Origin of the sequence: Roseovarius sp. MBR-6, from assembly GCF_040547525.1 — a bacterium.
Taxonomy (GTDB): Bacteria; Pseudomonadota; Alphaproteobacteria; order Rhodobacterales; family Rhodobacteraceae; genus Roseovarius.
In genome coordinates this window covers 67021-88090 of record NZ_JBEPPW010000002.1, presented here as the reverse complement: position 1 = coordinate 88090, position 21070 = coordinate 67021, and the positions used below count along the sequence as shown (strand labels likewise).

The window sequence follows — 21070 nt, the reverse complement described above, 5'->3', positions numbered from 1 at the left end:
GGCGGCGTGGCCCCTTTCGCCCGCCCGCGCCCCGGGGTAGCTTTCGGGTCATGGAATCGACCCTGACCCCGGAGGCGGCGCTGGCGAGCCTCGCCTGGCAGATCGAGCTTGGCGCGACCGAGGCGATCGGGGACGTGCCGCTCAACCGTTACGACCTGCCCGAAAAGTCCGCGAAACCGCCGACGAGGACGGCCGGTGCATCCTCCGCGCCCGCGCCACAGGCGACTGACCCCGTCGCCGAGGCCGAAGCCACCGCCCGCGCCGCGCCCACGCTCGACGCGCTGCGCGCTGCCATGGCCGCCTGGCCGCATTGCCCCTTGCGGCAGGGCGCGCGCAGCCTTGTCTTTGCCGATGGCCGCCCCGGTGCGCGGGTGATGATCCTGGGCGAGGCACCGGGGCGCGAAGAGGATATCGCGGGCCGCCCCTTCGTGGGGCGCGCCGGTCAGTTGCTCGACCGGATGCTTGCGGCCATCGGGCTTGACCGGCATGCCGAGGACCCGGCGCGCGCCGTCTACATCACCAATGTCCTGCCCTGGCGGCCACCGCAGAACCGCGACCCGCAGCCCGAGGAAATCGCCATGATGCGCCCTTTCGTGGCACGCCATGTCGCCCTGGCCGCGCCCGATCTGCTCATCCTCATGGGCAACATAAGCTGCGAGGCAGGGCTGAACCGACGCGGCATCACCCGTCTGCGCGGGCAGTGGGCCGAGGCGTTCGGCCGACCCGCCCTGCCGATGTTCCACCCCGCCTACCTTCTGCGCAATCCGGCGGCCAAGCGCGAGGCATGGGCCGATCTGATTCTTCTCAAATCGCTTCTGGGCAAGGCGGCGGAATGATTGTCGATCCGTTCACGCTCTTGGCCTTTCTGCCTGCCGGTCTGGCGCTCAACCTCACGCCGGGGGCGGACATGATGTTCTGCCTCGGTCTCGGCCTGCGGGCGGGCCCGCGCCCGGCCCTCGCCGCAAGCGCGGGCATATCCGCGGGGGGCATGGCGCATGTCACGCTGGCGGGACTGGGCCTTGCCGCCATGATCGCGGCGTTTCCGCTGGCGCTCGACGTTATCCGCTGGCTGGGCGTGGCCTATCTTCTGTGGCTGGCCCGGGGCGCACTTCGGCAGGGACCGATCCGGGCGCAGGCCCGCACGATGGGCGCGGCCCGCGCGTTCCGAGAGGGTATGGTGGTCAACCTGCTCAACCCGAAGGTCATTCTTTTCGTGCTCGCCTTCGTGCCGCAATTCGTCGATCCCGCGCGCGCGATGCTGCCGCAATTCCTTGTTTTCGGGCTCATTCTGGCGGCAGGCGGGTTTGTCATCAACGGCCTCGTCGGCGTCTTTGCCGGTGGGCTGGGCCGCCACCTTGCCACCTCGCCGCGCCTCGCGCGGGCCCTGGGGATCGCATCGGCCACGATTTTTACCGCTTTGGCCATCCGTTTGGCCGTCATGCAAAGGACCTGACCCCATGTCGCGTATCGACGAGACCAAGGATTTCATTCCGGTGCGTATCGCACTGCTCACGGTGTCGGACACGCGCGACCTGACGCAGGATCGCTCCGGCGACGTGCTGGCCGAGCGGATCGAGGCGGCGGGGCATCTGCTGGTGGACCGCATGATCGTGCGCGACGAGCGTGACCAGATCGCCGCGCATCTGCGCGACTGGATCGCCGATCCGGGGGTCGATGTGGTGATCTCGACCGGTGGCACCGGCCTCACGGGGCGCGATGTGACCGTCGAGGCGCACCGCGATGTCTACGAGAAGGAGATCGACGCCTTCGGCACGGTCTTTACCATGGTCTCGATGGGCAAGATCGGCACTTCGGCGGTGCAGAGCCGCGCGACGGGCGGTGTGGCGGGCGGCACCTATCTCTTTGCCCTGCCCGGAAGCCCCGGTGCCTGCAAGGATGCCTGGGACGAGATCCTCCGCCTTCAACTCGATTACCGCCACCTGCCCTGCAACTTCGTCGAGATCATGCCCCGTCTCGACGAGCATCGGCGCCGGAAATAGCGCGCGCGCCCGTATTACAGGGGCGTGACTTGGTTTTCGCCCCGTCGCGGTTACATTGTCGAGGGTGCCGCATCCCGGCACCATGTCTCTAGGGTCCGCGTCATGCGCTTTCTTCGTCAGGGGCTTCTCGGTCTCTTTCTGCTCTCGGTCACACTCGGGCTTCTGGCCTATGCGGGCCAGACCCTGCGCCTTGCCGTCGAAGAGCGCGCAGGCCGCGAGGCGCGCGTGCCCGAGCGGCGCGAGCGGGTCTTTGCCGTGCGCGTGATCCGGCCCGAGGCCGAGACCGTGACGCCCACCCTGACCGCCTTCGGCCGGATCGAGAGCCGCCGCACGCTGGAAATCCGGGCGCAGGCGGGGGGTGTCATCACCGAGCTTGCGCCGGGCTTCGTCGAGGGCGGAACGGTCACGGCGGGGCAGGTTCTGGCGCGCATCGACCCCGCCGATGCCGGGGCGGCGCTGGCGCGCACGCGCACCGATCTGGCCGATGCCCGCGCAGAGGAGCGCGAGGCGGTGCGGGCGCTGGACCTGGCGCATGACGAACTGGCCGCACGGCAGGAACAGGCCGAGATCCAGACCCGCGCGCTGGCGCGGCAACGCGATCTGGAATCGCGCGGCGTGGGCACGCTGACGGCCATCGAGGCCGCCGAATACAACCTCGTTCAGGCGCGGCAGGCAGTGTTGGCCGGTCGGCAGGCGCTGGCGCTGGCCGAGGCGCGCATCGATCAGGCCGCCACCGCCACCGCCCGCGCAGAGCTTGCCCTGTCGGAGGCCGAGCGGCGGCTGGCCGAGACACGCATCACCGCCGGATTTTCGGGCACGCTGAGCGAGGTGAGCGTGGTCGCGGGCCGCCTTGTCTCGGCCAATGAACAGCTTGCGCTTCTGGTGGACGGGCGCGCGCTCGACGTGGCGTTTCGCGTCTCCAACGCGCAATATGCCGAGTTGATCGACAAGAGCGGCGCGCTGCGTCCCGCCCCCGTCACCGTCACGCTCGAGAGCGGCGCGGCGCGGATCACAGCCACAGGGCGCGTCGCGCGCGAGGCCGCAGCGCTGGCCGAGGGCGAAAGCGGGCGCATGATCTTTGCCACGCTCGATGACGCGCCCGCGATGAAGCCGGGCGATTTCGTGACCGTCACCGTGAAAGAGCCACCGCTTGGGGATGTCGCGCGCCTGCCTGCCTCGGCGCTTGGCCCCGATGGCGCTGTGCTGGCGCTCGGTGCCGATGACCGGCTGGAACGGGTGCCGGTGACGCTGTTGCGGCGTCAGGGCAATGACGTGCTTGTGCGCGCCGGGGACGTCGCGGGCCGCGAGATCGTGACCGAGCGCAGCCCTGCCCTCGGTGCGGGTCTCAAGGTGCGCCGCCTCACGTCCGAGGCCGCCACGTCAGGGGCGGAAGAGGGCGCGGCCAGCAGCGCCGCGCGCCGCGAGCCCCGGATGGGGGGATAGCCGGGTGGCGGGCATCCTGTCGTATTTCACGCGCCACCGCACGGCGGCCAACCTGCTTCTGGTGGTGCTGGTGGCGCTTGGCCTTCTGTCCCTGCCCAAGATGCGGGCGCAATTCTTTCCCGATGTGGTGGTCGACAATGTCACCGTCTCGATCACCTGGGAGGGGGCGAGCGCCGAGGACGTGGACAGCGCCATCGTCCAGCTTGCCGAGCCCGCGCTCTTGTCGGTCGAGGGGGTGACGCGGGCGCGCAGCACCTCGCGCGAGCAAAGCGCCAGCATCGTGCTCGAGTTCGAGCCGGGCTGGGACATCGGCCGCGCCGCCGACGAGGTTCAGGCCGCGCTCGACCAGATCACCACATTGCCCGAGGAGGCCGAGGAACCGGTGGTGCGGCGCGGAGCCTGGCTTGACCGGGTGACGGATGTGGTCATCACCGGGCCGATGGAGGCACAGCAACTGGCGCGCATCGCCGATGAATTCGTGGCCCGTCTTTTCGCCGTTGGCGTCACCCGCGCCACCATTCAGGGTGTCGCCGCGCCCGAAACGCTGGTCGAGGTGCCCGCCCGCGCGCTCATCGCCCATGACGTGACCATGGCCCAGATCGCCGCGGCCATCGCCGCGCGCGTCGATGCCGACCCGGCGGGCGATGTGACCGGTGCCAATGCGCGGCTGCGCACCGGCACCGCCACGCGCGGCGCGCCCGAGATCGCCGCCATTCCGCTGCGCCTCAACCCCGACGGCAGCGCGCTGACCATCGGCGATGTGGCCTCGGTGCGCGGCGGCGCGGTGGACCGGGGGCTGGCCTATTTCGTGGGCGACCGCCCCGCCATCACCGTGCAGATCAGCCGCTCGGCGCAAGGCGATGCGCTGCGCATTCAGGCACAGGTCGAGGAGGTCGCCGCCGAGATGCTGCGCGCCCTGCCCGAAGGGGTGGAGATCGGCCTCGTGCGCACCCGCGCCGAGGCGATTTCGGGCCGTATCGCCATGCTGCTCGACAATGCCGCCATGGGTCTGGCGCTTGTCGTCGGGCTGCTCTTTCTCTTTCTCAACGCGCGCACCGCCTTCTGGGTGGCGGCGGGGATTCCGGTGGCGATGCTGGCCGCGCTGGCGATCATGTATGCCGCCGGTCTCACGCTCAACATGATCTCGCTGTTCGCGCTGATCATCACGCTGGGGATCGTCGTGGATGATGCCATCGTGGTGGGCGAACATGCCGATGCGCGCCACCGCAAGCTGGGCGAGCCGCCGATGGTCGCCGCCGAACGCGCCGCGGGGCGCATGGCGCTGCCGGTCTTTTCGGCCACGCTGACCACGCTGATTGCGTTTTTCGGGCTGGCGGTGATCGGCGGGCAGTTCGGAAGCCTGATCTATGACATTCCCTTCACGGTCATCGCCGTGCTGGCGGCCAGCCTTGTGGAATGTTTCCTGATCCTGCCCAACCACATGGCCCATGCCCTTGCGCATTCCGCCAGGGAGCATTGGTATGACTGGCCAAGCCGCGTGGTCAATCGCGGCTTCGGAGCCTTTCGCGACCGGGCCTTTCGCCCGCTCATGGCGCTGGTGATCCGCGCGCGCTATGCGGTCATTGCCGGGGCGATCCTGCTTCTGGCGCTGCAAGTGGGGGCGTTCCTGCGCGGCGATGTGACCTGGCGGTTCTTCAACGCGCCCGAACAGGGCAGCGTGACGGGTAATTTTGCCATGGTGCCGGGGGCCACGCGTGCGGATGCGGTGGCGCAGATGCGCGCGCTGCAAGAGGCGGTGCTGGCGCTCGGGGCGGCGTATGAGGCCGAACACGGTCTCAACCCCGTCGAGCATGTCATGGCGCAGGTGGGTGGGGCCGCGGGGCGCGGCATGGCCGGGACCGACACCCGCGACGCCGATCTGGTGGGGGGTATATCCATTGAGCTGATCGACCCCGATCTTCGCCCCTATTCCAGCTTTGCCTTCGTCGCCGACCTTCAGGATCGTGTGCCGCGCCTGCCGCTCACCGAAGAGCTGAGCTTTCGCGGCGCGCGCTCGGGCCCCGGCGGCGACGCGCTCGACATCGCCCTTTACGGGGCCGAGGCGGAGGTGCTCAAATCCGCTGCCGAGGCACTCAAGACCCGGCTCGCGCGCTACCCCGAGGTCTCGGCGCTGGAGGACAACCTGGCCTGGGACAAGGCCGAACTGGTGCTGGAACTCACCCCTCACGGGCAGGCGCTCGGGTTCAGCATCGACGAGTTGGGCCGCACCCTGCGCAACCGCGTGAACGGCATCGAGGCCGCCACCTACCCGGACGGGCCGCGCTCTGCCGCGATCCGGGTGGAACTGCCCGAGGCGGACCTCTCGGCGGATTTCCTCGACACGATGCAATTGCGCAGCACCAGCGGTTATTACGTGCCGCTTGCCGATATCGTCCATGTCACCACGCGCACCGGCTTTGCCACCGTTCGGCGCGAGAACGGGCTGCGCCATGTCAACGTGACCGGCGACATCTCCGAGGACGACCCCGAGCGCGCCGCCGAGATCATGCGCGTGCTCGAGGCCGAGATCCTGCCCGAGATCGCGGGCACCTATCAGGTGGAATACCGCATTGGGGGGCTCTCGGAGCAGGAAAACGAGTTCCTGTCGGACGCACGGCTTGGCCTGATGCTGACGCTTCTGGGCATCTATCTCGTGCTGTCGCTGGTCTTTGCAAGCTGGACGCGGCCCATGGTGGTGATGGCGGTCATCCCCTTCGGCCTTGTGGGCGCGATCTGGGGGCATATCCAGTGGGATGTGCCGCTGTCGATGTTCTCGGTGGTGGGGCTTCTGGGGATGACCGGCATCATCATCAACGATTCCATCGTGCTTGTGACCTCGATCGACGACCATGCGAAGGGCCGTGGCCTGATCCCCGCCATCATCGAGGGGGCGGCGGACCGGCTGCGCCCCGTTCTGCTGACCACGCTGACCACGGTGCTGGGGCTGGCGCCGCTTCTCTTCGAGCGCTCGACACAGGCGCAATTCCTCAAGCCGACGGTGATCACGCTTGTTTACGGTCTGGGCTTCGGCATGGTGCTGGTGTTGCTGGTGGTGCCGGCACTTCTGGCCATCGGGCGCGATCTGGCGCGGCCATGGGCGGCGCTGCGCCGGGGCTGGCGGGTGCCGGGGGCGGCTTTGGTGCTGCGCGGGGCGGCGGCGGGGCTGGCGCTGTGGTTCGCCGTCACGCTTGGCCCGGTTCTGCTCACGGGTGGCTTGCCCGAGGCGCTCGCAGTCTTGCCGCTCTCGCCGCTGGCGGGGGCGCTGGCCCTCTTCGTCACCGGTGCGGCGGTGCTGCTGGCGCTCCTCGCGGCGGGCATCGCGCTTCTCCCCGGATCGGTCTTGCGCCGGTCCTGATCCGGCGCTACCCCTCGATCATGCGGATCCTGCGCGACCACAGCTTTGCCACAGGCACCGATCGGGGTGCCTCGGTTGCCATCGGCAATTTCGACGGGGTGCATATTGGCCACCGCTCGGTGATCGAGCTTGCGCGCAAGGCGGGCGCGGCCGTTGGCGCGCCGCTCGGCATCCTGACCTTCGAGCCGCACCCGCGCGAGTATTTCGCCCCCGACGCGCCGCCCTTCCGGCTGATGAGCGCCGAGGCGCGCGCGCACCGGCTGGAAAAGCTGGGGGTCGAGTGGCTCTATGAGTTGAGCTTCAACGCCGCCATGGCGGCGCTCTCTCCCCGCGCCTTCGCGCAGGAGGTGCTGGCCGACGGGCTTGGCATTGCCCATGCGGTCGTGGGCGCGGATTTCTGCTTTGGCAAGGGGCGGGCGGGCAATGCCGCGATGCTGCGCGATTTCGGCGCGGAAATGGGCTTTGGCGTGACCGTCGCCACGCTGCTGGAGGGCGAGGGCGGGCAGGTCTCCTCGACCGCGATCCGGGCCGCACTCGGAGAAGGCCGCCCGCGCGACGCCGCCGCCATGCTGGGTCACTGGCACCGCATCGAAGGGCCGGTGGTGGGCGGCGAACGGCGCGGGCGCACGCTTGGCTATCCCACTGCCAACATGTCCATCGCCGGTCTGCACCCGCCCAAATTCGGCGTCTATGCGGTGCTTGCCGATGTGCTCGACGGGCCGCACAAGGGGCAGTATCACGGCGCGGCCTCGCTTGGCGTGCGGCCGATGTTCAAGGGCGAGGCGGCCAATCTGGAGACATTTCTTTTCGATTTCTCGGGCGATCTCTATGGCGCGCATCTCTCGGTGGGCCTTGTCGACTATCTGCGCGCTGAGGAGACATTCCCGAGCCTGGAGGCGTTCATCGCGCAGATGGATGCCGATTGCGCCCGCGCTCGCAGCATATTGGCCACGATATGAGCGATCCCATCGACCGCAGCGGCCTCCGGCCCCGCTACTGGGAGACGGTGCCGCTTGCCCGCATGACGCAGGCGGAATGGGAGGCGCTTTGCGACGGATGCGGCAAATGCTGCATGAACAAGCTTGAGGATGACGAGACCGGCGAGGTTGCATTCACCCGCGTCGCCTGCCGCCTCTTCGACGATACCACCTGCCGCTGCGGGCAATATCCGATCCGCCATCAGTTCGTGCCGGAATGTATCTCATTGAAGCCCCACACCATCGAGCGCCACGCCTATTGGCTGCCCGAGACCTGCGCCTACAAACTGCTCCATCAGGGCAGGCGGCTTTATGACTGGCACCCGCTGATTTCGGGCACCGCGCAGAGCGTGCATGATGCGGGCGTGTCGATGCAGCACCGCACCCTGCCCGAACACGAAGTCCCCGAAGAGGACTGGGAAGACCACATCATCGAGGAGCCAATCCCATGAATTTCGCCTCCGACAATGCAGGCCCCGCCCTGCCGCAGGTCATGGATGCCATGATCGCCGCCAATGAAGGCTTCATGCCCTCTTACGGCGAGGACGCGCTGATGGACCGGGTCCGCGACCGGCTGCGCGAGCTGTTCGAGGCCCCCAGGGCCAGCGTCTACCTTGTCGGCACCGGCACGGCGGCCAACGCGCTTGGCCTTGCCACGCTGTCGCAGCCCTGGCAGACGGTGTTCTGCACGCCGCTCGCGCATATCCATGTGGACGAGTGCAACGCTCCCGAATTCTTTACCGGCGGCGCGAAGCTCAGCCTTGTGGGCGCGGCCGACAAGATGACGCCCGCCGAGTTGCAGGCCGCCATCGCCGCCTGGCCCGCCGGTGACGTGCACGCGCCGCAATACGGGCCGCTTGCGCTCACGCAGGCGACGGAACGCGGGCGGCTTTATAGCTGCGCCGAGATCGCCGCCCTTTGCGACGTGGCGCGCGCGCACGCGATGCCCACCCATCTTGATGGCGCGCGCTTTGCCAATGCCATCGCCGCGCTCGGCTGCACCCCTGCCGAGATGAGCTGGCGCGCGGGGATCGACGCGGTCAGCTTTGGCGGCACCAAGAACGGCTGTCTGGGGGTCGAGGCGGTGATCTTCTTCTCGCCCGAGAACGCCTGGGAGTTCGAGCTGCGCCGCAAACGCTCGGCGCATCTCTTCTCCAAGCACCGGTTCCTGTCGGCGCAGATGCTGGGCTTTCTCGAAGGCGACACCTGGCTGGACGCCGCCCGCACCGCCAATGCCCGCGCCGCCTATCTGGCCGAGGGGCTGCGCGGGGTGGCCGAGGTCGATTTCGCCTATGAGCCGGAGGTCAACATGATCTTTGCCCGCCTGCCGCGCGCCACCCACCGGCGGCTGCGCGCAGCGGGGGCCACCTATGCGCTCTATGAAGGGCCGCTCGACGAGGGCCCCGGCGACACGCCGCTTCTCGCGCGATTCGTCTGCGACTGGTCGATCACCGAAGAGACCATCGACCGGTTTCTGGCGCTTCTGCGCGGCTGAAAGAGCTCAGGCCGCGCCGTATTCCGCATCGGTGACATGGGCGAGCCAGTCCGCCGTGCGCCCGTCCTCGGCCTCCTGGATCGCCAGATGGCACATCATCCGGTCAGGTGCCGCGCCGTGCCAGTGCTCTTCGCCGGGCGGAATCCAGACCGTGTCGCCCGCGCGGATCACCTCCACCGGACCGCCCCGCGTGCCGATCAGCCCGAAGCCCGAGACGACATGCAGCGTCTGGCCCAGAGGATGCGTGTGCCAGGCGGTGCGCGCGCCCGGCTCGAACGTGACCCGCAGCGCCCGCACCCGTGCGGGGGCGGGGGGCGCGCTCACCACCTCCTGCCAGACCCTGCCCGTGAAATAGGCCGGTTCGGCAAGGCGGCTGGCGACGCTTTCGGTCCTGATGATTTCCATGGCTCTCTCCACTGTGGATATGTGGCGATCCTAGAGCGCGGGCGCGCCGATGCAATGCGCGTATTTCACGCCCGAATCCCTTGACGCCCCCCGGCTTTGCGCCTAAAGACCGCTGACGGAATTCGGGGCGCTGCCTGTGGCGGTGCCCGTTTGTGTTAAGAAGGGCCTGCACGCGCCCTCACCCCAGGACGAGGATGACCCCATGTCGCGCCGCTGCGAACTGACCGGAAAAGGCCCGATGACGGGCAACAACTCCAGCCATGCCAACAACAAGACACGTCGTCGGTATCTGCCGAACCTCAACGATGTGACGCTGCAATCCGAGACCCTGAATCGCGGTATCAAACTGCGGATCTCGGCCCATGCCCTGCGCAGCGTCGATCATCGCGGCGGGCTCGACGCCTTCCTTGCCAAGGCCAAGGACGACGAACTGTCGGCCTCCGCGCTGAAGGTCAAGAAAGAGATTGCCAAGGCGCAGGCCGCCACCGCCTGATCGCGCCCGGCACGTCATGACACAGCCCTGCCGCGCTGCGGCGGGGCTGTTTCGTTTTGTCGCTTGGCAGTGCGCCACGCGCGGGCCTATACCTGTCGCGATGATCCGCTTGCGCCCCCTCACGGCCCTCGGCCTCTGCCTCTTTCTGGCGCTGACCAGTGTCACGCTGGCCGTGGCGCGGGGCACGCCGCTGCCCGTGGGCGAGGTCGTGCTCTGCACCGGGGAGGGCACCCGCACCGTCCTCGTCGATGCCCAGGGTGCGCCCGTGGCCCCGCCGCATATCTGCCCCGAGTGCCTTCTGGCCTTTCACGCCACCACCCCGCGCGATCCGCTGCCCGCGCCGCACCCGGCCGTGACCTTCGCGCGCTATCCGTTTGCCGGGGCGGCCCATGTGATCCCGTTGCTCCCGCCCCCGTTGCGCGCGCGCGCGCCGCCCCGACAGGCCTGATCCTCTTCTCTCATCATCAGACCCAAAGGAGCGACATCATGTCCCTGAAACTCAGTCTTGCCGCCACGCTCGGCCTTGCCCTTGCCACGCCTGCCCTTGCGCAGGAAATCCACATCCTTGACACCTATGCCCGCGCCGCCAGCCCGATGGCCAAGACCGGCGCGGCCTTCATGCTGATCGAGAATATCGGCGATGCCGGTGACCGGCTGATCGGCGCGAAATCCCCCGTCGCGAAAATGGCCCAACTCCATACGCATCGTGAGGACGGGGGCGTGATGAAAATGGTTCATGTCGAAGAGGGCTTCGATCTGCCCGCCGGGGAAACCCTGGTGCTGCAACGCGGCGGGAGCCATGTGATGTTCATGGGGCTGACCGAGAGCTTCGAGCAGGGCAAGGAAATTCCGCTCACCCTGATCTTCGAGAAATCCGGCGAGATCACCGTCGATGTTCCCGTGGACCTCACGCGCAAGGCCGAAGGGCACGGGCACGGCAACTAACCGTCGGACAGGAGCCCGGCAACCCAGCCGGGCACCTCTCTTGACGCAGGGCCCTGCCGCCGCGTGTGGAAATCGCCCGCGACGGCGGATGGCTCCGGATTGATCTCGATGCACTGCGCCCCCGCGCGCGCCGCCTCCTGCGCGAAACCGGCGGCGGGCCAGACCTGACCCGAGGTGCCGATGGCCGCGAAGAGCGACGCCTGTGACAGGTGGCCCAGGACCTCCTCCATCCGGTAGGGGATTTCGCCGAACCAGACCACATCGGGGCGGCAGGCGTGCGCGCCGCAGTCCGGGCAGGCGTCGCTCGTGGACATGGCCAGCGGGGCCTGCCAGCGATGGCCGCAGACGGCACAGAGCGCACGGGAAAGCTCGCCGTGCATGTGGATCACGTCGCGGTTGCCTGCCGCCTCGTGCAACCCGTCCACGTTCTGCGTGATGATCAGGACCTTGGCGCGCGCTTCGGCCTGCAACCGGGCAAGCGCCAGATGCGCCTCGTTGGGCCGCGCCTGCGCCGCCTGCGCACGGCGTGCATTGTAGAACCGGTGCACGAGAGCAGGGTTGCGGGCAAAGGCCTCGGGCGTGGCCACGTCCTCGATCCGGTGCTGCGCCCAGATCCCGCCCGCATCGCGGAAGGTGCCAAGCCCGCTCTCGGCGGAAATGCCCGCGCCGGTGAGAATGACGATCTTTTCCATCGTGCCCTCCTGCCCTATCTGTGGCAAAGCGGAGGCCCCATGACCACCCGGATTCTGTTCGTCTGTCTTGGCAATATCTGCCGCTCGCCCGCCGCCGAGGGGGTGTTTCGCGCGCTTGCCCCCTGGACCGTCACCGACAGCGCGGGCACCTCGGGCTGGCACGAGGGGGAGCCGCCTTACGGCGCGATGCAGGAAGCCCTGCGCGCTCGGGGGATCGACATCTCGGACCTGCGCGCGCGACGCGTGCGGGCCGAGGATTTCGAGCGGTTCGACCTGATCCTTGCCATGGATGCCGAGACGCACGCCGACACCGAGGCGCTGCGCCCTGCGGGCAACACCACGCCCTTGCGCCTGTTCAACGCTTACGCGCCGGATTGGGGCGCGGATCATGTGCCCGATCCCTATTACACGCGCGATTTCGAGGGCGTGCTCGACCTGATCGAAGCGTGTGCGCGCGGGCTTCTGGCCGATGTCCGGTGCTGACCGGGCGAGACCAGGAAAATTCGGGAATTATCCTGGTCTCGCCTTGGGGCAGGGGGGTGACTTCGGATTTCCCGAAACCCCGCTTCACGGCTTGCAAAAACCCCGTCACGATCGCGGCAAGGTGCTTGCCGCGCGGCCTGTGTCCTTCCATCCATAGGAGAGAGGAGCCTGTGCCATGCCCGTCACCTATCTCAAGGCCGCCACCCACACCCCGCCCGAGACCCCGGCGGACATCGCCGACACGGTGCGCATCATGCTGGCGCGGCTGCGGGTGGGGGGCGCGCAGGTGGCGCTGGAATATGCCCGGGTCCTTGACGGCTGGCAGGGGGCTGTCACCGTCAGCCGCGCCGAGATCGAGGCGGCAAGCGCGCGGGTGCCGCAGGCCCTGCGGGAGGATATTGCCTGGGCGCATGACAACATCCGCCGCTTCGCCGAGGCACAGCGCGCCACCGCGCGCGACATGGAGATCGAGCTGCGCCCCGGCCTGATCGCAGGCCAGAAACAGATCCCCGTGCAGGCGGCGGGGTGTTACGTGCCGGGCGGGCGCTATAGCCACATCGCCTCGGCGCTCATGTCCATCGCCACGGCGCGCGCGGCGGGCGTGCCCGACATCACCGCCTGTTCGCCGCCCTCGGGCGGGGCGGGCATCCCCGATGCGCTGCTTTACACGATGCACCTTGCCGGCGCGTCGCGCATCCTGTGCATGGGCGGGGTGCAGGGCATTGCCGCCATGGCCTTTGGTCTTTTCGGTGCGCCGCGCGCCGATATCCTTGTCGGTCCCGGCAATGCCTACGTGGCCGAGGCCAAGCGGCAGCTTTTCGGCCCCGTCGGCATCGACATAGTGGCGGGGCCCACCGACAGCCTGATCCTTGCAGATGACAGCGCCGATCCCGGGACCGTCGCCGCCGATCTTGTGGGGCAGGCGGAGCACGGGGCCAATTCGCCGGTCTGGCTCGCCACCACGCATCGCCCGCTTGCCGAAGCGGTGATCGCCCGCGTGCCCGCCCTCATCGCCAGCCTGCCCGACCCCAACCGCAGCGCGGCGCAGGCGGCCTGGCGTGATCTGGCGGAGGTGGTGCTCTGCGATACGCCCGAGGAGATGGCCGCCCATGCCGATGCCCGCGCGCCCGAGCACCTGCATGTGCAGGCCGAGGGTCTCGATTGGTGGCTTGGCCGCCTGACGGCCTATGGCTCGCTCTTTCTCGGTGAGGCGACCACTGTGGCCTTCGGCGACAAGGCGGCGGGGCCGAACCATGTCTTGCCCACCTCGGGGGCGGCGCGCTACACAGGGGGGCTGTCGGTGCACAAGTTCCTGAAAACCGTCACCTGGCAGAAGGTCGCGCCTCAGGCGCTTGACCAAATCGCCGGTGTGACGGCGCGGCTGAGCCGTGCCGAGGGGATGGAGGGGCACGCGCGCAGCGCAGATATCCGCATGGGCGCGGGCCGTCGTGCCCTCTCCTCAACGGGCTAGGACACGCGCATGAAGACAGTCGGGATTCTTGGCGGCATGGGACCCGAGGCCACCATCCTGCTGATGCAAAAGGTGCTGGCTGCGGTGCCCGCGCACGACGACGCGGATCACGTGCCGCTTCTTGTCCATCAGAACCCGCAGGTGCCGAGCCGCATCAAGGCGCTGATCGAGGGCGGCGGAGACGATCCCGGCCCGACGCTTGCCCGGATGGCACGCGATCTGGCCGCAGGCGGCGCAAAGGCCCTCGCCATGCCCTGCAACACGGCCCACCATTATGCGCCCGCGATCCGCGCCGCGTCCGACCTGCCCTTTCTCGACATGCTGGATCTGACCGCCGCGCATCTGACGCAGAGCGGCGCGCGGCGCGTGGGGATGCTGGCCTCGCCCGCAACGCGGCTGGCGGGGGTGTTCGACGCGCCTTTCGCCACCCGTGGTCTGACACCCGTCTTTCTCGATGACGACGCGGCGCTTCTGGGAATTATCCGCGCCGTCAAGGGCGGCACGCCGCTCGGCCCTTTGCGCCCCCGTCTCCGGGCCGAGGCCGAGGCGCTTTTGTCACAGGGGGCCGATCACCTGCTCATCGCCTGCACCGAATTGTCGCTGATGACCGATGCGCTGCCCGAGGGGGTTTCGAGGACCGACAGCCTCGATTGCCTGACATCCGCAATTGTGGATTTTGCCCAAGGCTGAGGCCGGTCTATTCCGCCGCGCGGCCCGCGACCTTTTCGAGATGCAATCGCAGATGCTCGGCCTCGTAGCGGGCTTCGCGCAGTCCCTCCATGGTGGCCGACAATTCCGCCTCCGCCTGGCTGAGCTGATTGGTCAGTTCGGCCTCGCGCTGTTGCAGATAGGTGATGGCCTGATCGCGGGTTTCCTCGGCCTCGTGCAGTTCCTGCGCCAGCCGCTCCAACTCTCCCACATCCGACGCCTGCACCCGCACGAAGCGATGCACCAGCCAGTTCGCGAACCAGCCCATGCAGAACGCCACGAAAAGCACGATGGCCGTGGCGATGATGAATTCAGTTCTGTTCATCCGCGGATGGGTCCTGACTGTCCGTGCCGACTGCGCCTTCTTCCCCCGTATCCTCGAGGCTTTCAAGCCCTGTCTGCACCTCGGCCACGGGCTCGGGGCGAATCACCCGAAATTCGATCCGACGATTGGTCTCGCGCCCCTCTTCGGTGTCGTTATCGGCAATCGGGCGGCTCTCGCCATAGCCTTTCGCGTCGATCATGGATGTCAACACGCGGCGCAGGCGCAATTCATCGAGCACCGCGCGCGCGCGCTCGAGGCTCAATTGTCCGTTCATTTCCTCGCGGCCCTGGCTGTCGGTATGGCCGCCGATTTCCATGCGGATCTCGCCACAGGCCTTGAGGATGTCGGCGATGGCATCGAGGATCACGGCCCCTGCGCTGTCGATCCTGGCCGAGCCCGGCTCGAAGCCGATCTTCTGCGCGCTCTGCACCTCGGCGACCTGCGTCTCGCATTCCTCTGGGGTGGGCAGGCTTGCCAATGGATCAAGTTTTTTCTGATAGGTCACGTCGATGGAAAATTTCTCGGTTCCGTCAAGGCGGTCGGCCAGCAGCTGCGCAATCTCGGATCCGGCGGATTTGCGCCCGGTCTTGCCCGTTATGTCCAGCCGCTCGGGGGTGACGGTCACGGCGCCGTTCTCGAGGTGGCTAAGCGCCTCAAGCGCCAGAAGCACCCGCATCGGCCAATCGCGTGGCAACCCCTCGGCCACCCGCGCCGTCGTGTGCACGGCACCGGAGGAAAACCGGGCGCGCGCAAAACTCGTGACCGTCTCGCGCATCCGTTCGCTGTCCACGCGCCCGCGCAACAGCACCTGCCCTTCGGGCGAGAGCGTGGCGATGAATTCGGGTGCCAGCGGCGCGCTTGCGTCCGGCAGCGGCGGCAGCGTGGCATCGAGCGCGAACACCTCGGGCAAGGCCACCTCGAGCGCGCCCACCACATCATCAAAGAGGACCTGATCGGTCCCCGCCTCGGCCAGCAGCGCAATATCGGCATCGGTGAAGGTTACACTGCCCGCGCCCAGCTTTGCCAGTGCGGCAATCGCCTCTTCGGCGGCGCGCGCCCATTGCGGTGTCGGCACGCCCATGCCCACGACACATTCCGCGCGCGCGCTCAGCCCGACGCGCCCGGCCGCGCGCAGGATGCGGTCGCGCGCCTCGTCGGTATCGGCAGAGCACGCATCGAAGCGCGCGCCGCGCTCGTCGATCACAAAGCGCAGGGTAAAAGGCGTGATCACCGGGCGGGGGGCGGAGATGTCGAGCGCAAGCACGACATTCTCGGGGGGGCGGCGGGCCAGATCGATCTCGACCCGGTTCTTCTCGGCGGCGCTGTCCACCATTGCGGTGATCTCGACGCGCTCGGCGGTCACGGAAATCTTGCTCCGCGGCAAAAGCCCGAGCGAGCGCACGGCATAGCGCAGCGCGGGCCGCCATGTGGCGGGCGCGGGATAATCGGCGGCATCGAGCAGATCGGCCACCGGCGCGCCATTGGTCGCCTCGGCAATATCTTCCATGAACTTTTGCCGGTCGAGGGTCGCAGGCACGAGACCGATCAGGGAAATTCCCCGCTCGTTGCGCAGGATCTCGATGGCAAATTGTGGCGTGGCGAGCACCTCGCCCTCTGCCACCACGGTCTGATCGAGCACGCGCGCCGCGTCCACCACCGACCCCGCCACCGAGAGCGCGGCAAAGCGCGCGGCCTCGCTTGGCGCGGTGCCGGCCAAAAATACCTGAAGCCCGTCGGTGCCGACCTCGGCCCAGTGCATGCCGCGCGCGTCGAGCGCGTCGCGCACCGCGCTGCGGGAGCCGTCCTCGATCGCGCTCACGGCAAAGCCTGCGGCCACGACACAGAGCACGCCCGCCCCGAGAAACGTCCCGCCGATGGTCAAGAGGGTGGAGAGGCGCATGAGCAGCGGCCTTGGTCGTTGAAACACGCCCCGTCTTAGGCGCGCGTCCGGCCAAGCGCAATCAGACCAGAAGCGCACCGGCGAAAAACAGCACAGGCAGAAGCCCTGCATCGCGGTTGGAGCGGAAAAGATGCAGGAGGCGCGCGGTATCGTCGAGCCTGAGCCTGCGCAACTGCCAGTGCATGTGCCATCCCATCGCCCAGACCCCGCCAAGCGCAAGCATGAGCGCCACGGGGTTCGGCGGGCCTGCCAGAATGATCGCCACCGCCATGAGCGCCACCGTCGCCACCAGAAACCGCCGCAGCCAGCGCGGAGAATTCTCGCCAAAAAGCCGTGCCGTGGATTTCACCCCGATGAGCGCGTCATCCTCGGCATCCTGATGGGCATAGATCGTGTCATAGAAAAGCGTCCAGGCGATCCCGGCGAGATAGAGCACCACCGATGGCACCTCCAGCCGCCCCGAATGCGCGGTCCAAGCCAGTAGCGCGCCCCAGTTGAACGCAAGGCCAAGAAATACCTGCGGCCACCACGTAAACCGCTTGGCGAAGGGATAGACCGCCACCGGCAAAAGCGCGAGCACGCCAAGCGCAATCGCCGCCGTGTTGAACGTGAGCAGGATCAGGAACGCCACCAGCGCCTGCGCCCCCATCCAAAGAAGCGCGCCGCGCACGCGCACCTGTCCCGAAGGGATGGGCCGCAGGGCGGTGCGCGCCACAGAGCCGTCGATGTCGCGGTCGGTGATGTCGTTCCAGGTGCAGCCCGCCCCGCGCATCAGCACCGCGCCGATGCCGCAGCCCGCGAATATCCACGCGTCATGCCAGCCCGCGCGCCCGTCTGCCAGCATCGCCAGCAACAGCCCCCACCAGCACGGCAACAGCAACAGCCACGTGCCGATAGGCCGGTCGGCGCGGCTGAGCCGGAGGTAGGGGCGCGTGGCCTCGGGGGCGCAGCGGTCCACCCAGTTGCCCGCATAGGCATCGGCGACGGCCTTTGTCGCCTCTGGTGTCCGGTTTCCCTCGCTCATATGCTGGCCTCATGACAGGGGACAAGATCAGGCTTTATCTAGAGCACCCGCTGGGGGAAGGGCAAACCCTTCCTCTGAGCCAGCCGCAGGCGCATTACCTCTTCGGGGTGATGCGGCTGGGGCCGGGGGACGGAGTGCGCGTGTTCAACGGGCGCGACGGCGAATGGCGCGCGGTGGTGGCCGAGGCAGGCAAGCGGGCCGGGCTGTTGCGCTGCGAGGCGCAGACTGCACCGCAGCGCAACCCGCCCGACCTGTGGCTGATCTTTGCCCCGATCAAGAAAGCGCGCACCGATTTCATCGTCGAGAAAGCCGCGGAGATGGGGGCCGCGCGCATCTTGCCGGTGCAGACCGATTTCACCAATTCCGAGCGTATCCGGCAGGACCGGCTTCAGGCCCACGCCGTCGAGGCCGCCGAGCAATGTGGCGGCACTTTCGTGCCCGAGGTGGCCGATCTCACGCGCCTTGACCGGCTGCTTGTGGACTGGCCCGAGGACCGGCACCTGATGTTTTGTGACGAGGCGCTTGTGGGCACCGCGCCCGCCTTGCCCGGTGGCACCGGCGGTGCGTGGGCCGTGCTGATCGGCCCCGAAGGTGGATTTTCCGGGGCCGAGCGCGCGCGCCTCCACGCCTTGCCGCAGGCCCATGCCATCAGCCTGGGGCCGCGCATCCTGCGCGCCGATACCGCCGCCGTTGCCGCGCTCACGCTCTGGCAACTGAGTTGCGGGGACTGGGGATGAGCCTTGTGCGCCCCGGCGCGTCCCATACCCTGCGCCGCTGGCGCGAGGTGCTGGTGGCGCTTGGTCTGGCCGCGCTTGGCCTGTGGTGGGCGCTCACCGGCTTTGGCCTCCTGGCATGGCTGGGCTGGGCGTTGCTGGCCGCGGCCGCCGCGCTTGGCCTCGCCGGGGTGCAGCGGGTGCGGTTTCGCCGCGGTGCGGGCGGGCCGGGGGTGGTGGTGGTGGATGAGGGGCTGATTGCCTATCTCGGCCCTGTCACCGGCGGCGCAGTGGCACTGTCGGAGATCACCGCGCTGGGCCTCGATCCCGAGGGGCCGCATTGGGTGCTCAGCCAACCGGGTCAGCCCGCATTGCGTATTCCGCTCGATGCCGAAGGGGCGGAGGCGCTTTTCGATGCCTTCGCCGCGCTTCCCGGCCTGCGCACCGAGCATATGCTGGCGCGGATGCGCCGCCCCGGCCCCGCGCCCGAGACGCTCTGGCAGCGGCACATGCGTTCGACATCCTACCCAAGGCTGCATTGACACCCGCGCGGAATACCGCCAACTCTGGCCCCCGACAAAAACGCACGCCGTTCAGGAGACCCGAGCATGTCCATTCCCCAATCCGGCGGCGGGCCGATCGAGCATCAAAGCCAGCTTGCCGAGTATCTGGCGAGCGGGTGCAAACCCAAATCCGACTGGCGCATCGGCACCGAGCACGAGAAATTCGGCTATTGCAAGGACACGCTGCGGCCTCTGCCCTATGAGGGGCCGCGCTCGATCCTTGCCGTGCTGGAGGGGCTGCGCGACGGGCATGGCTGGACCCCGGTCGAGGAGGGGGGCCACCTCATCGGGCTGGAAAAGGACGGCGCGAACGTGAGCCTCGAGCCGGGCGGGCAACTCGAACTGAGCGGCGCGCCGCTGGAAACCATCCATCAGACCTGCGACGAGGTGAACGAGCATCTGCGCGACGTCAAGGACATCGCCGACAAGGTGGGGGTGGGCTTTATCGGCCTTGGGGCAGCCCCGATCTGGATGCATGACGACATGCCGCTCATGCCCAAGGGCCGTTACAAGCTGATGGACAGCTATATGCAAAAGGTCGGCACCATGGGCCGCAGCATGATGCGCCGCACCTGCACCGTGCAGGTCAATCTCGATTTCTCATCCGAGGCGGACATGGTGCAGAAATTCCGCGTGGCGCTGGCGCTGCAACCCGTGGCCACCGCGCTTTTCGCCAATTCACCTTTTTTCGAGGGCAAGCCTAACGGGCACAAATCCTGGCGCGCGCGTGTCTGGCGTGACCTCGATGCGGCGCGCACGGGGATGCTGCCCTTTGTCTTTGACGAGGGCTTCGGGTTTGAGGCCTATGCAGAGTATGCGCTCGATGTGCCGATGTATTTCGTCTACCGCGACGGGCGGTATATCGACGCTTTGGGGCAAAGCTTCCGCGATTTCCTGCGCGGCGAGTTGCCCGCCCTGCCGGGTGAGAAACCCACGCTCAGCGATTGGGCCGATCACCTCACCACCATTTTCCCCGAGGCGCGGATCAAGAAATTCATGGAGATGCGCGGTGCCGATGGCGGCCCGTGGCGCAGGCTTTGTGCGCTGCCTGCCTTCTGGGTCGGGCTGATGTATGACCAATCCACGCTCGATGCCGCCTGGGACCTGTGCAAATCGTGGGATGCCGAGACCCGCGACAACCTGCGCGTCGCGGCCAGCGTGGACGGGCTTCAGGCGAAGGTGGGGGGCATCGACATGCACAGCCTCGCGCGCGAGGTGTTGGACTTGTCCCATGCCGGGCTCAAGGCGCGGGCGCGGCCCGGTGGCGGCGGCATGATCCCCGACGAGACCCATTTTCTCGATGCGCTGCGCGAGAGTGTCGAGAGCGGCCGCACCCCCGCCGATGACCTTCTCGCCCGCTATCACGGCGACTGGCAAGGCGATCTGAGCCGCATCTATGCCGATTACAGTTACTGAGCGCGACTCGCGGCCGCGCGGCGCAATGCCGCAACTGCAAAATGGCCGATTCAGGGAAAATCTTGCGTGAAAGTCACTAATCTGTAGCATTTCAATCCGTTCGGCTTGCGAAACGGTCGATTCCGGGAAAATCGTGAGGCGAATCCCTGTTAGTTTTGAATACCGGGCCTTGAAGACCCGGGTGACGAAACAAACGAGGGAGACCCCAGAATGTCCGATAAATTCGTCGTCGGCTACGACGGCAGCGTGTCGGCGCGGCGCGCGCTGGAATTCGCTGTCGAGCGGGCCCGCGCGCAGGGCGGCACGATCGTGATCGCGCATGTGCTTGAATGGTCGCCGTATTCCTTCCTGAGTGCCAGCGAGCTGGAAGAGCGCCACAAGCGCCGCCGCGAAGAGATGGCCCGCGCCGAGGAGATGCTCAACAAGACCGTGGTGGCCGAGCTGAAAGACGCCGGGATGCCGGTCGAGGTGGTGATCCGCTACGGCAGCACCGCCGAGTTGCTGGGCAAGATCGCCAGCGAAATGGGCGCGGTGCAGATCGTCGTCGGGCGCGAGGGGCAATCGGCGCTCGAGGCGCGGATCTTCGGTTCGGTCGCGGGTGCGCTTGTGCAGACATCGCCGGTGCCCTGCACCATCGTGCCATGACAACGAGACCAACAGGG

At 68.0% G+C, this 21070-nt stretch carries 23 protein-coding genes; 18 read left to right on the top strand and 5 right to left on the bottom strand.

Translation table 11 applies throughout. From position 1 onward, the window contains the following. Positions 1-50: 50 nt before the first annotated feature. From ABIE57_RS02715 to ABIE57_RS02680, 8 genes are all read left to right on the top strand, one after another. The gene (locus tag ABIE57_RS02715) at positions 51-836 is read left to right on the top strand and encodes a uracil-DNA glycosylase (protein ID WP_354537462.1); all 786 of its coding nucleotides are present in this window, start codon (positions 51-53) and stop codon (positions 834-836) included. Next, complete coding sequence (locus ABIE57_RS02710; protein WP_354537461.1) at positions 833-1453, top strand: LysE family translocator; 621 nt, start codon at positions 833-835, stop codon at positions 1451-1453. The genes ABIE57_RS02715 and ABIE57_RS02710 overlap by 4 nt, the downstream gene beginning before the upstream one ends. 4 nt (positions 1454-1457) lie before the next feature. Then, entirely contained in the window at positions 1458-2000 is a 543-nt protein-coding gene (moaB, locus tag ABIE57_RS02705) for a molybdenum cofactor biosynthesis protein B (RefSeq protein WP_354537460.1), read from the top strand. A gap of 102 nt (positions 2001-2102) precedes the next feature. Beyond that, complete coding sequence (locus tag ABIE57_RS02700; RefSeq protein WP_354537459.1) at positions 2103-3443, top strand: efflux RND transporter periplasmic adaptor subunit; 1341 nt, start codon at positions 2103-2105, stop codon at positions 3441-3443. A 4-nt stretch (positions 3444-3447) separates the two neighbouring features. Beyond that, positions 3448-6798: an efflux RND transporter permease subunit gene (locus ABIE57_RS02695; RefSeq protein WP_354537458.1), complete on the top strand. Its 3351-nt coding sequence runs from the start codon at positions 3448-3450 to the stop codon at positions 6796-6798. Between the two features lie 20 nt (positions 6799-6818). After that, a complete protein-coding gene (locus ABIE57_RS02690; RefSeq protein ID WP_354537457.1) occupies positions 6819-7757 on the top strand; it encodes a bifunctional riboflavin kinase/FAD synthetase in 939 nt (312 codons plus the stop codon). After that, positions 7754-8227 (top strand): YcgN family cysteine cluster protein, encoded by a 474-nt coding sequence (locus tag ABIE57_RS02685; protein WP_354537456.1) that lies wholly within the window; start codon positions 7754-7756, stop codon positions 8225-8227. Before ABIE57_RS02690 ends, ABIE57_RS02685 begins: the two co-directional genes overlap by 4 nt. Continuing rightward, the gene (locus tag ABIE57_RS02680) at positions 8224-9270 is read left to right on the top strand and encodes a threonine aldolase family protein (RefSeq protein ID WP_354537455.1); all 1047 of its coding nucleotides are present in this window, start codon (positions 8224-8226) and stop codon (positions 9268-9270) included. The genes ABIE57_RS02685 and ABIE57_RS02680 overlap by 4 nt, the downstream gene beginning before the upstream one ends. A gap of 6 nt (positions 9271-9276) precedes the next feature. On the opposite strand, the gene ABIE57_RS02675 is transcribed toward ABIE57_RS02680, so the two are convergent. Next, on the bottom strand, positions 9277-9675 hold the full coding sequence (locus ABIE57_RS02675) for a (R)-mandelonitrile lyase (protein ID WP_354537454.1): 399 nt from the start codon (positions 9673-9675) through the stop codon (positions 9277-9279). Positions 9676-9877: 202 nt separating this feature from the next. Between ABIE57_RS02675 and rpmB the strand changes: the two genes are divergently transcribed. The 3 genes from rpmB to ABIE57_RS02660 are packed head-to-tail and all read left to right on the top strand — an operon-like array spanning position 9878 to position 11113. Then, entirely contained in the window at positions 9878-10168 is a 291-nt protein-coding gene (rpmB, locus tag ABIE57_RS02670; protein ID WP_354537453.1) for a 50S ribosomal protein L28, read from the top strand. Positions 10169-10184: 16 nt separating this feature from the next. Further along, positions 10185-10616, top strand: a complete 432-nt coding sequence (locus tag ABIE57_RS02665) for a hypothetical protein (protein WP_354537452.1) — start codon at positions 10185-10187, stop codon at positions 10614-10616. Positions 10617-10654: 38 nt separating this feature from the next. Beyond that, positions 10655-11113: a copper chaperone PCu(A)C gene (locus tag ABIE57_RS02660; protein WP_354537451.1), complete on the top strand. Its 459-nt coding sequence runs from the start codon at positions 10655-10657 to the stop codon at positions 11111-11113. Here the strand turns inward: ABIE57_RS02660 and ABIE57_RS02655 are convergent. Next, positions 11110-11805, bottom strand: coding sequence for an NAD-dependent deacylase (locus ABIE57_RS02655; protein WP_354537450.1), 696 nt, complete (start codon positions 11803-11805; stop codon positions 11110-11112). The genes ABIE57_RS02660 and ABIE57_RS02655 overlap by 4 nt on opposite strands. A 39-nt stretch (positions 11806-11844) precedes the next feature. Here ABIE57_RS02655 and ABIE57_RS02650 point away from each other — a divergent pair, with 39 nt between their 5' ends. The 3 genes from ABIE57_RS02650 to cuyB all read left to right on the top strand — a co-directional run bounded on the left by ABIE57_RS02650 (position 11845) and on the right by cuyB (position 14449). Next, positions 11845-12288, top strand: a complete 444-nt coding sequence (locus ABIE57_RS02650) for a low molecular weight protein-tyrosine-phosphatase (protein WP_354537449.1) — start codon at positions 11845-11847, stop codon at positions 12286-12288. A gap of 175 nt (positions 12289-12463) precedes the next feature. Continuing rightward, positions 12464-13759 carry a histidinol dehydrogenase gene (gene hisD / locus ABIE57_RS02645; RefSeq protein WP_354537448.1) on the top strand — a complete coding sequence of 432 codons (1296 nt, stop codon included), beginning with the start codon at positions 12464-12466 and terminating at the stop codon, positions 13757-13759. Positions 13760-13768: 9 nt separating this feature from the next. After that, a complete protein-coding gene (gene cuyB / locus ABIE57_RS02640) occupies positions 13769-14449 on the top strand; it encodes a cysteate racemase (RefSeq protein WP_354537447.1) in 681 nt (226 codons plus the stop codon). Positions 14450-14456: 7 nt separating this feature from the next. Here cuyB and ABIE57_RS02635 read toward each other — a convergent pair whose 3' ends face one another. The 3 genes from ABIE57_RS02635 to ubiA all read right to left on the bottom strand — a co-directional run bounded on the left by ABIE57_RS02635 (position 14457) and on the right by ubiA (position 17716). Beyond that, the gene (locus tag ABIE57_RS02635; RefSeq protein WP_354537446.1) at positions 14457-14792 is read right to left on the bottom strand and encodes a hypothetical protein; all 336 of its coding nucleotides are present in this window, start codon (positions 14790-14792) and stop codon (positions 14457-14459) included. Next, on the bottom strand, positions 14779-16692 hold the full coding sequence (locus tag ABIE57_RS02630) for an OmpA family protein (RefSeq protein ID WP_354537445.1): 1914 nt from the start codon (positions 16690-16692) through the stop codon (positions 14779-14781). The genes ABIE57_RS02635 and ABIE57_RS02630 overlap by 14 nt, the downstream gene beginning before the upstream one ends. A 61-nt stretch (positions 16693-16753) precedes the next feature. After that, positions 16754-17716: a 4-hydroxybenzoate octaprenyltransferase gene (ubiA, locus tag ABIE57_RS02625; protein WP_354537444.1), complete on the bottom strand. Its 963-nt coding sequence runs from the start codon at positions 17714-17716 to the stop codon at positions 16754-16756. Positions 17717-17727: 11 nt separating this feature from the next. Between ubiA and ABIE57_RS02620 the strand changes: the two genes are divergently transcribed. The 4 genes from ABIE57_RS02620 to ABIE57_RS02605 all read left to right on the top strand — a co-directional run bounded on the left by ABIE57_RS02620 (position 17728) and on the right by ABIE57_RS02605 (position 21053). After that, positions 17728-18453, top strand: coding sequence for a 16S rRNA (uracil(1498)-N(3))-methyltransferase (locus ABIE57_RS02620; protein ID WP_354537443.1), 726 nt, complete (start codon positions 17728-17730; stop codon positions 18451-18453). After that, positions 18450-18971, top strand: coding sequence for a hypothetical protein (locus tag ABIE57_RS02615; protein ID WP_354537442.1), 522 nt, complete (start codon positions 18450-18452; stop codon positions 18969-18971). Before ABIE57_RS02620 ends, ABIE57_RS02615 begins: the two co-directional genes overlap by 4 nt. A 66-nt stretch (positions 18972-19037) precedes the next feature. Continuing rightward, on the top strand, positions 19038-20408 hold the full coding sequence (locus tag ABIE57_RS02610) for a glutamate--cysteine ligase (protein ID WP_354537441.1): 1371 nt from the start codon (positions 19038-19040) through the stop codon (positions 20406-20408). A 210-nt stretch (positions 20409-20618) separates the two neighbouring features. Beyond that, positions 20619-21053, top strand: coding sequence for a universal stress protein (locus ABIE57_RS02605; protein WP_354537440.1), 435 nt, complete (start codon positions 20619-20621; stop codon positions 21051-21053). Positions 21054-21070 lie beyond the last annotated feature (17 nt).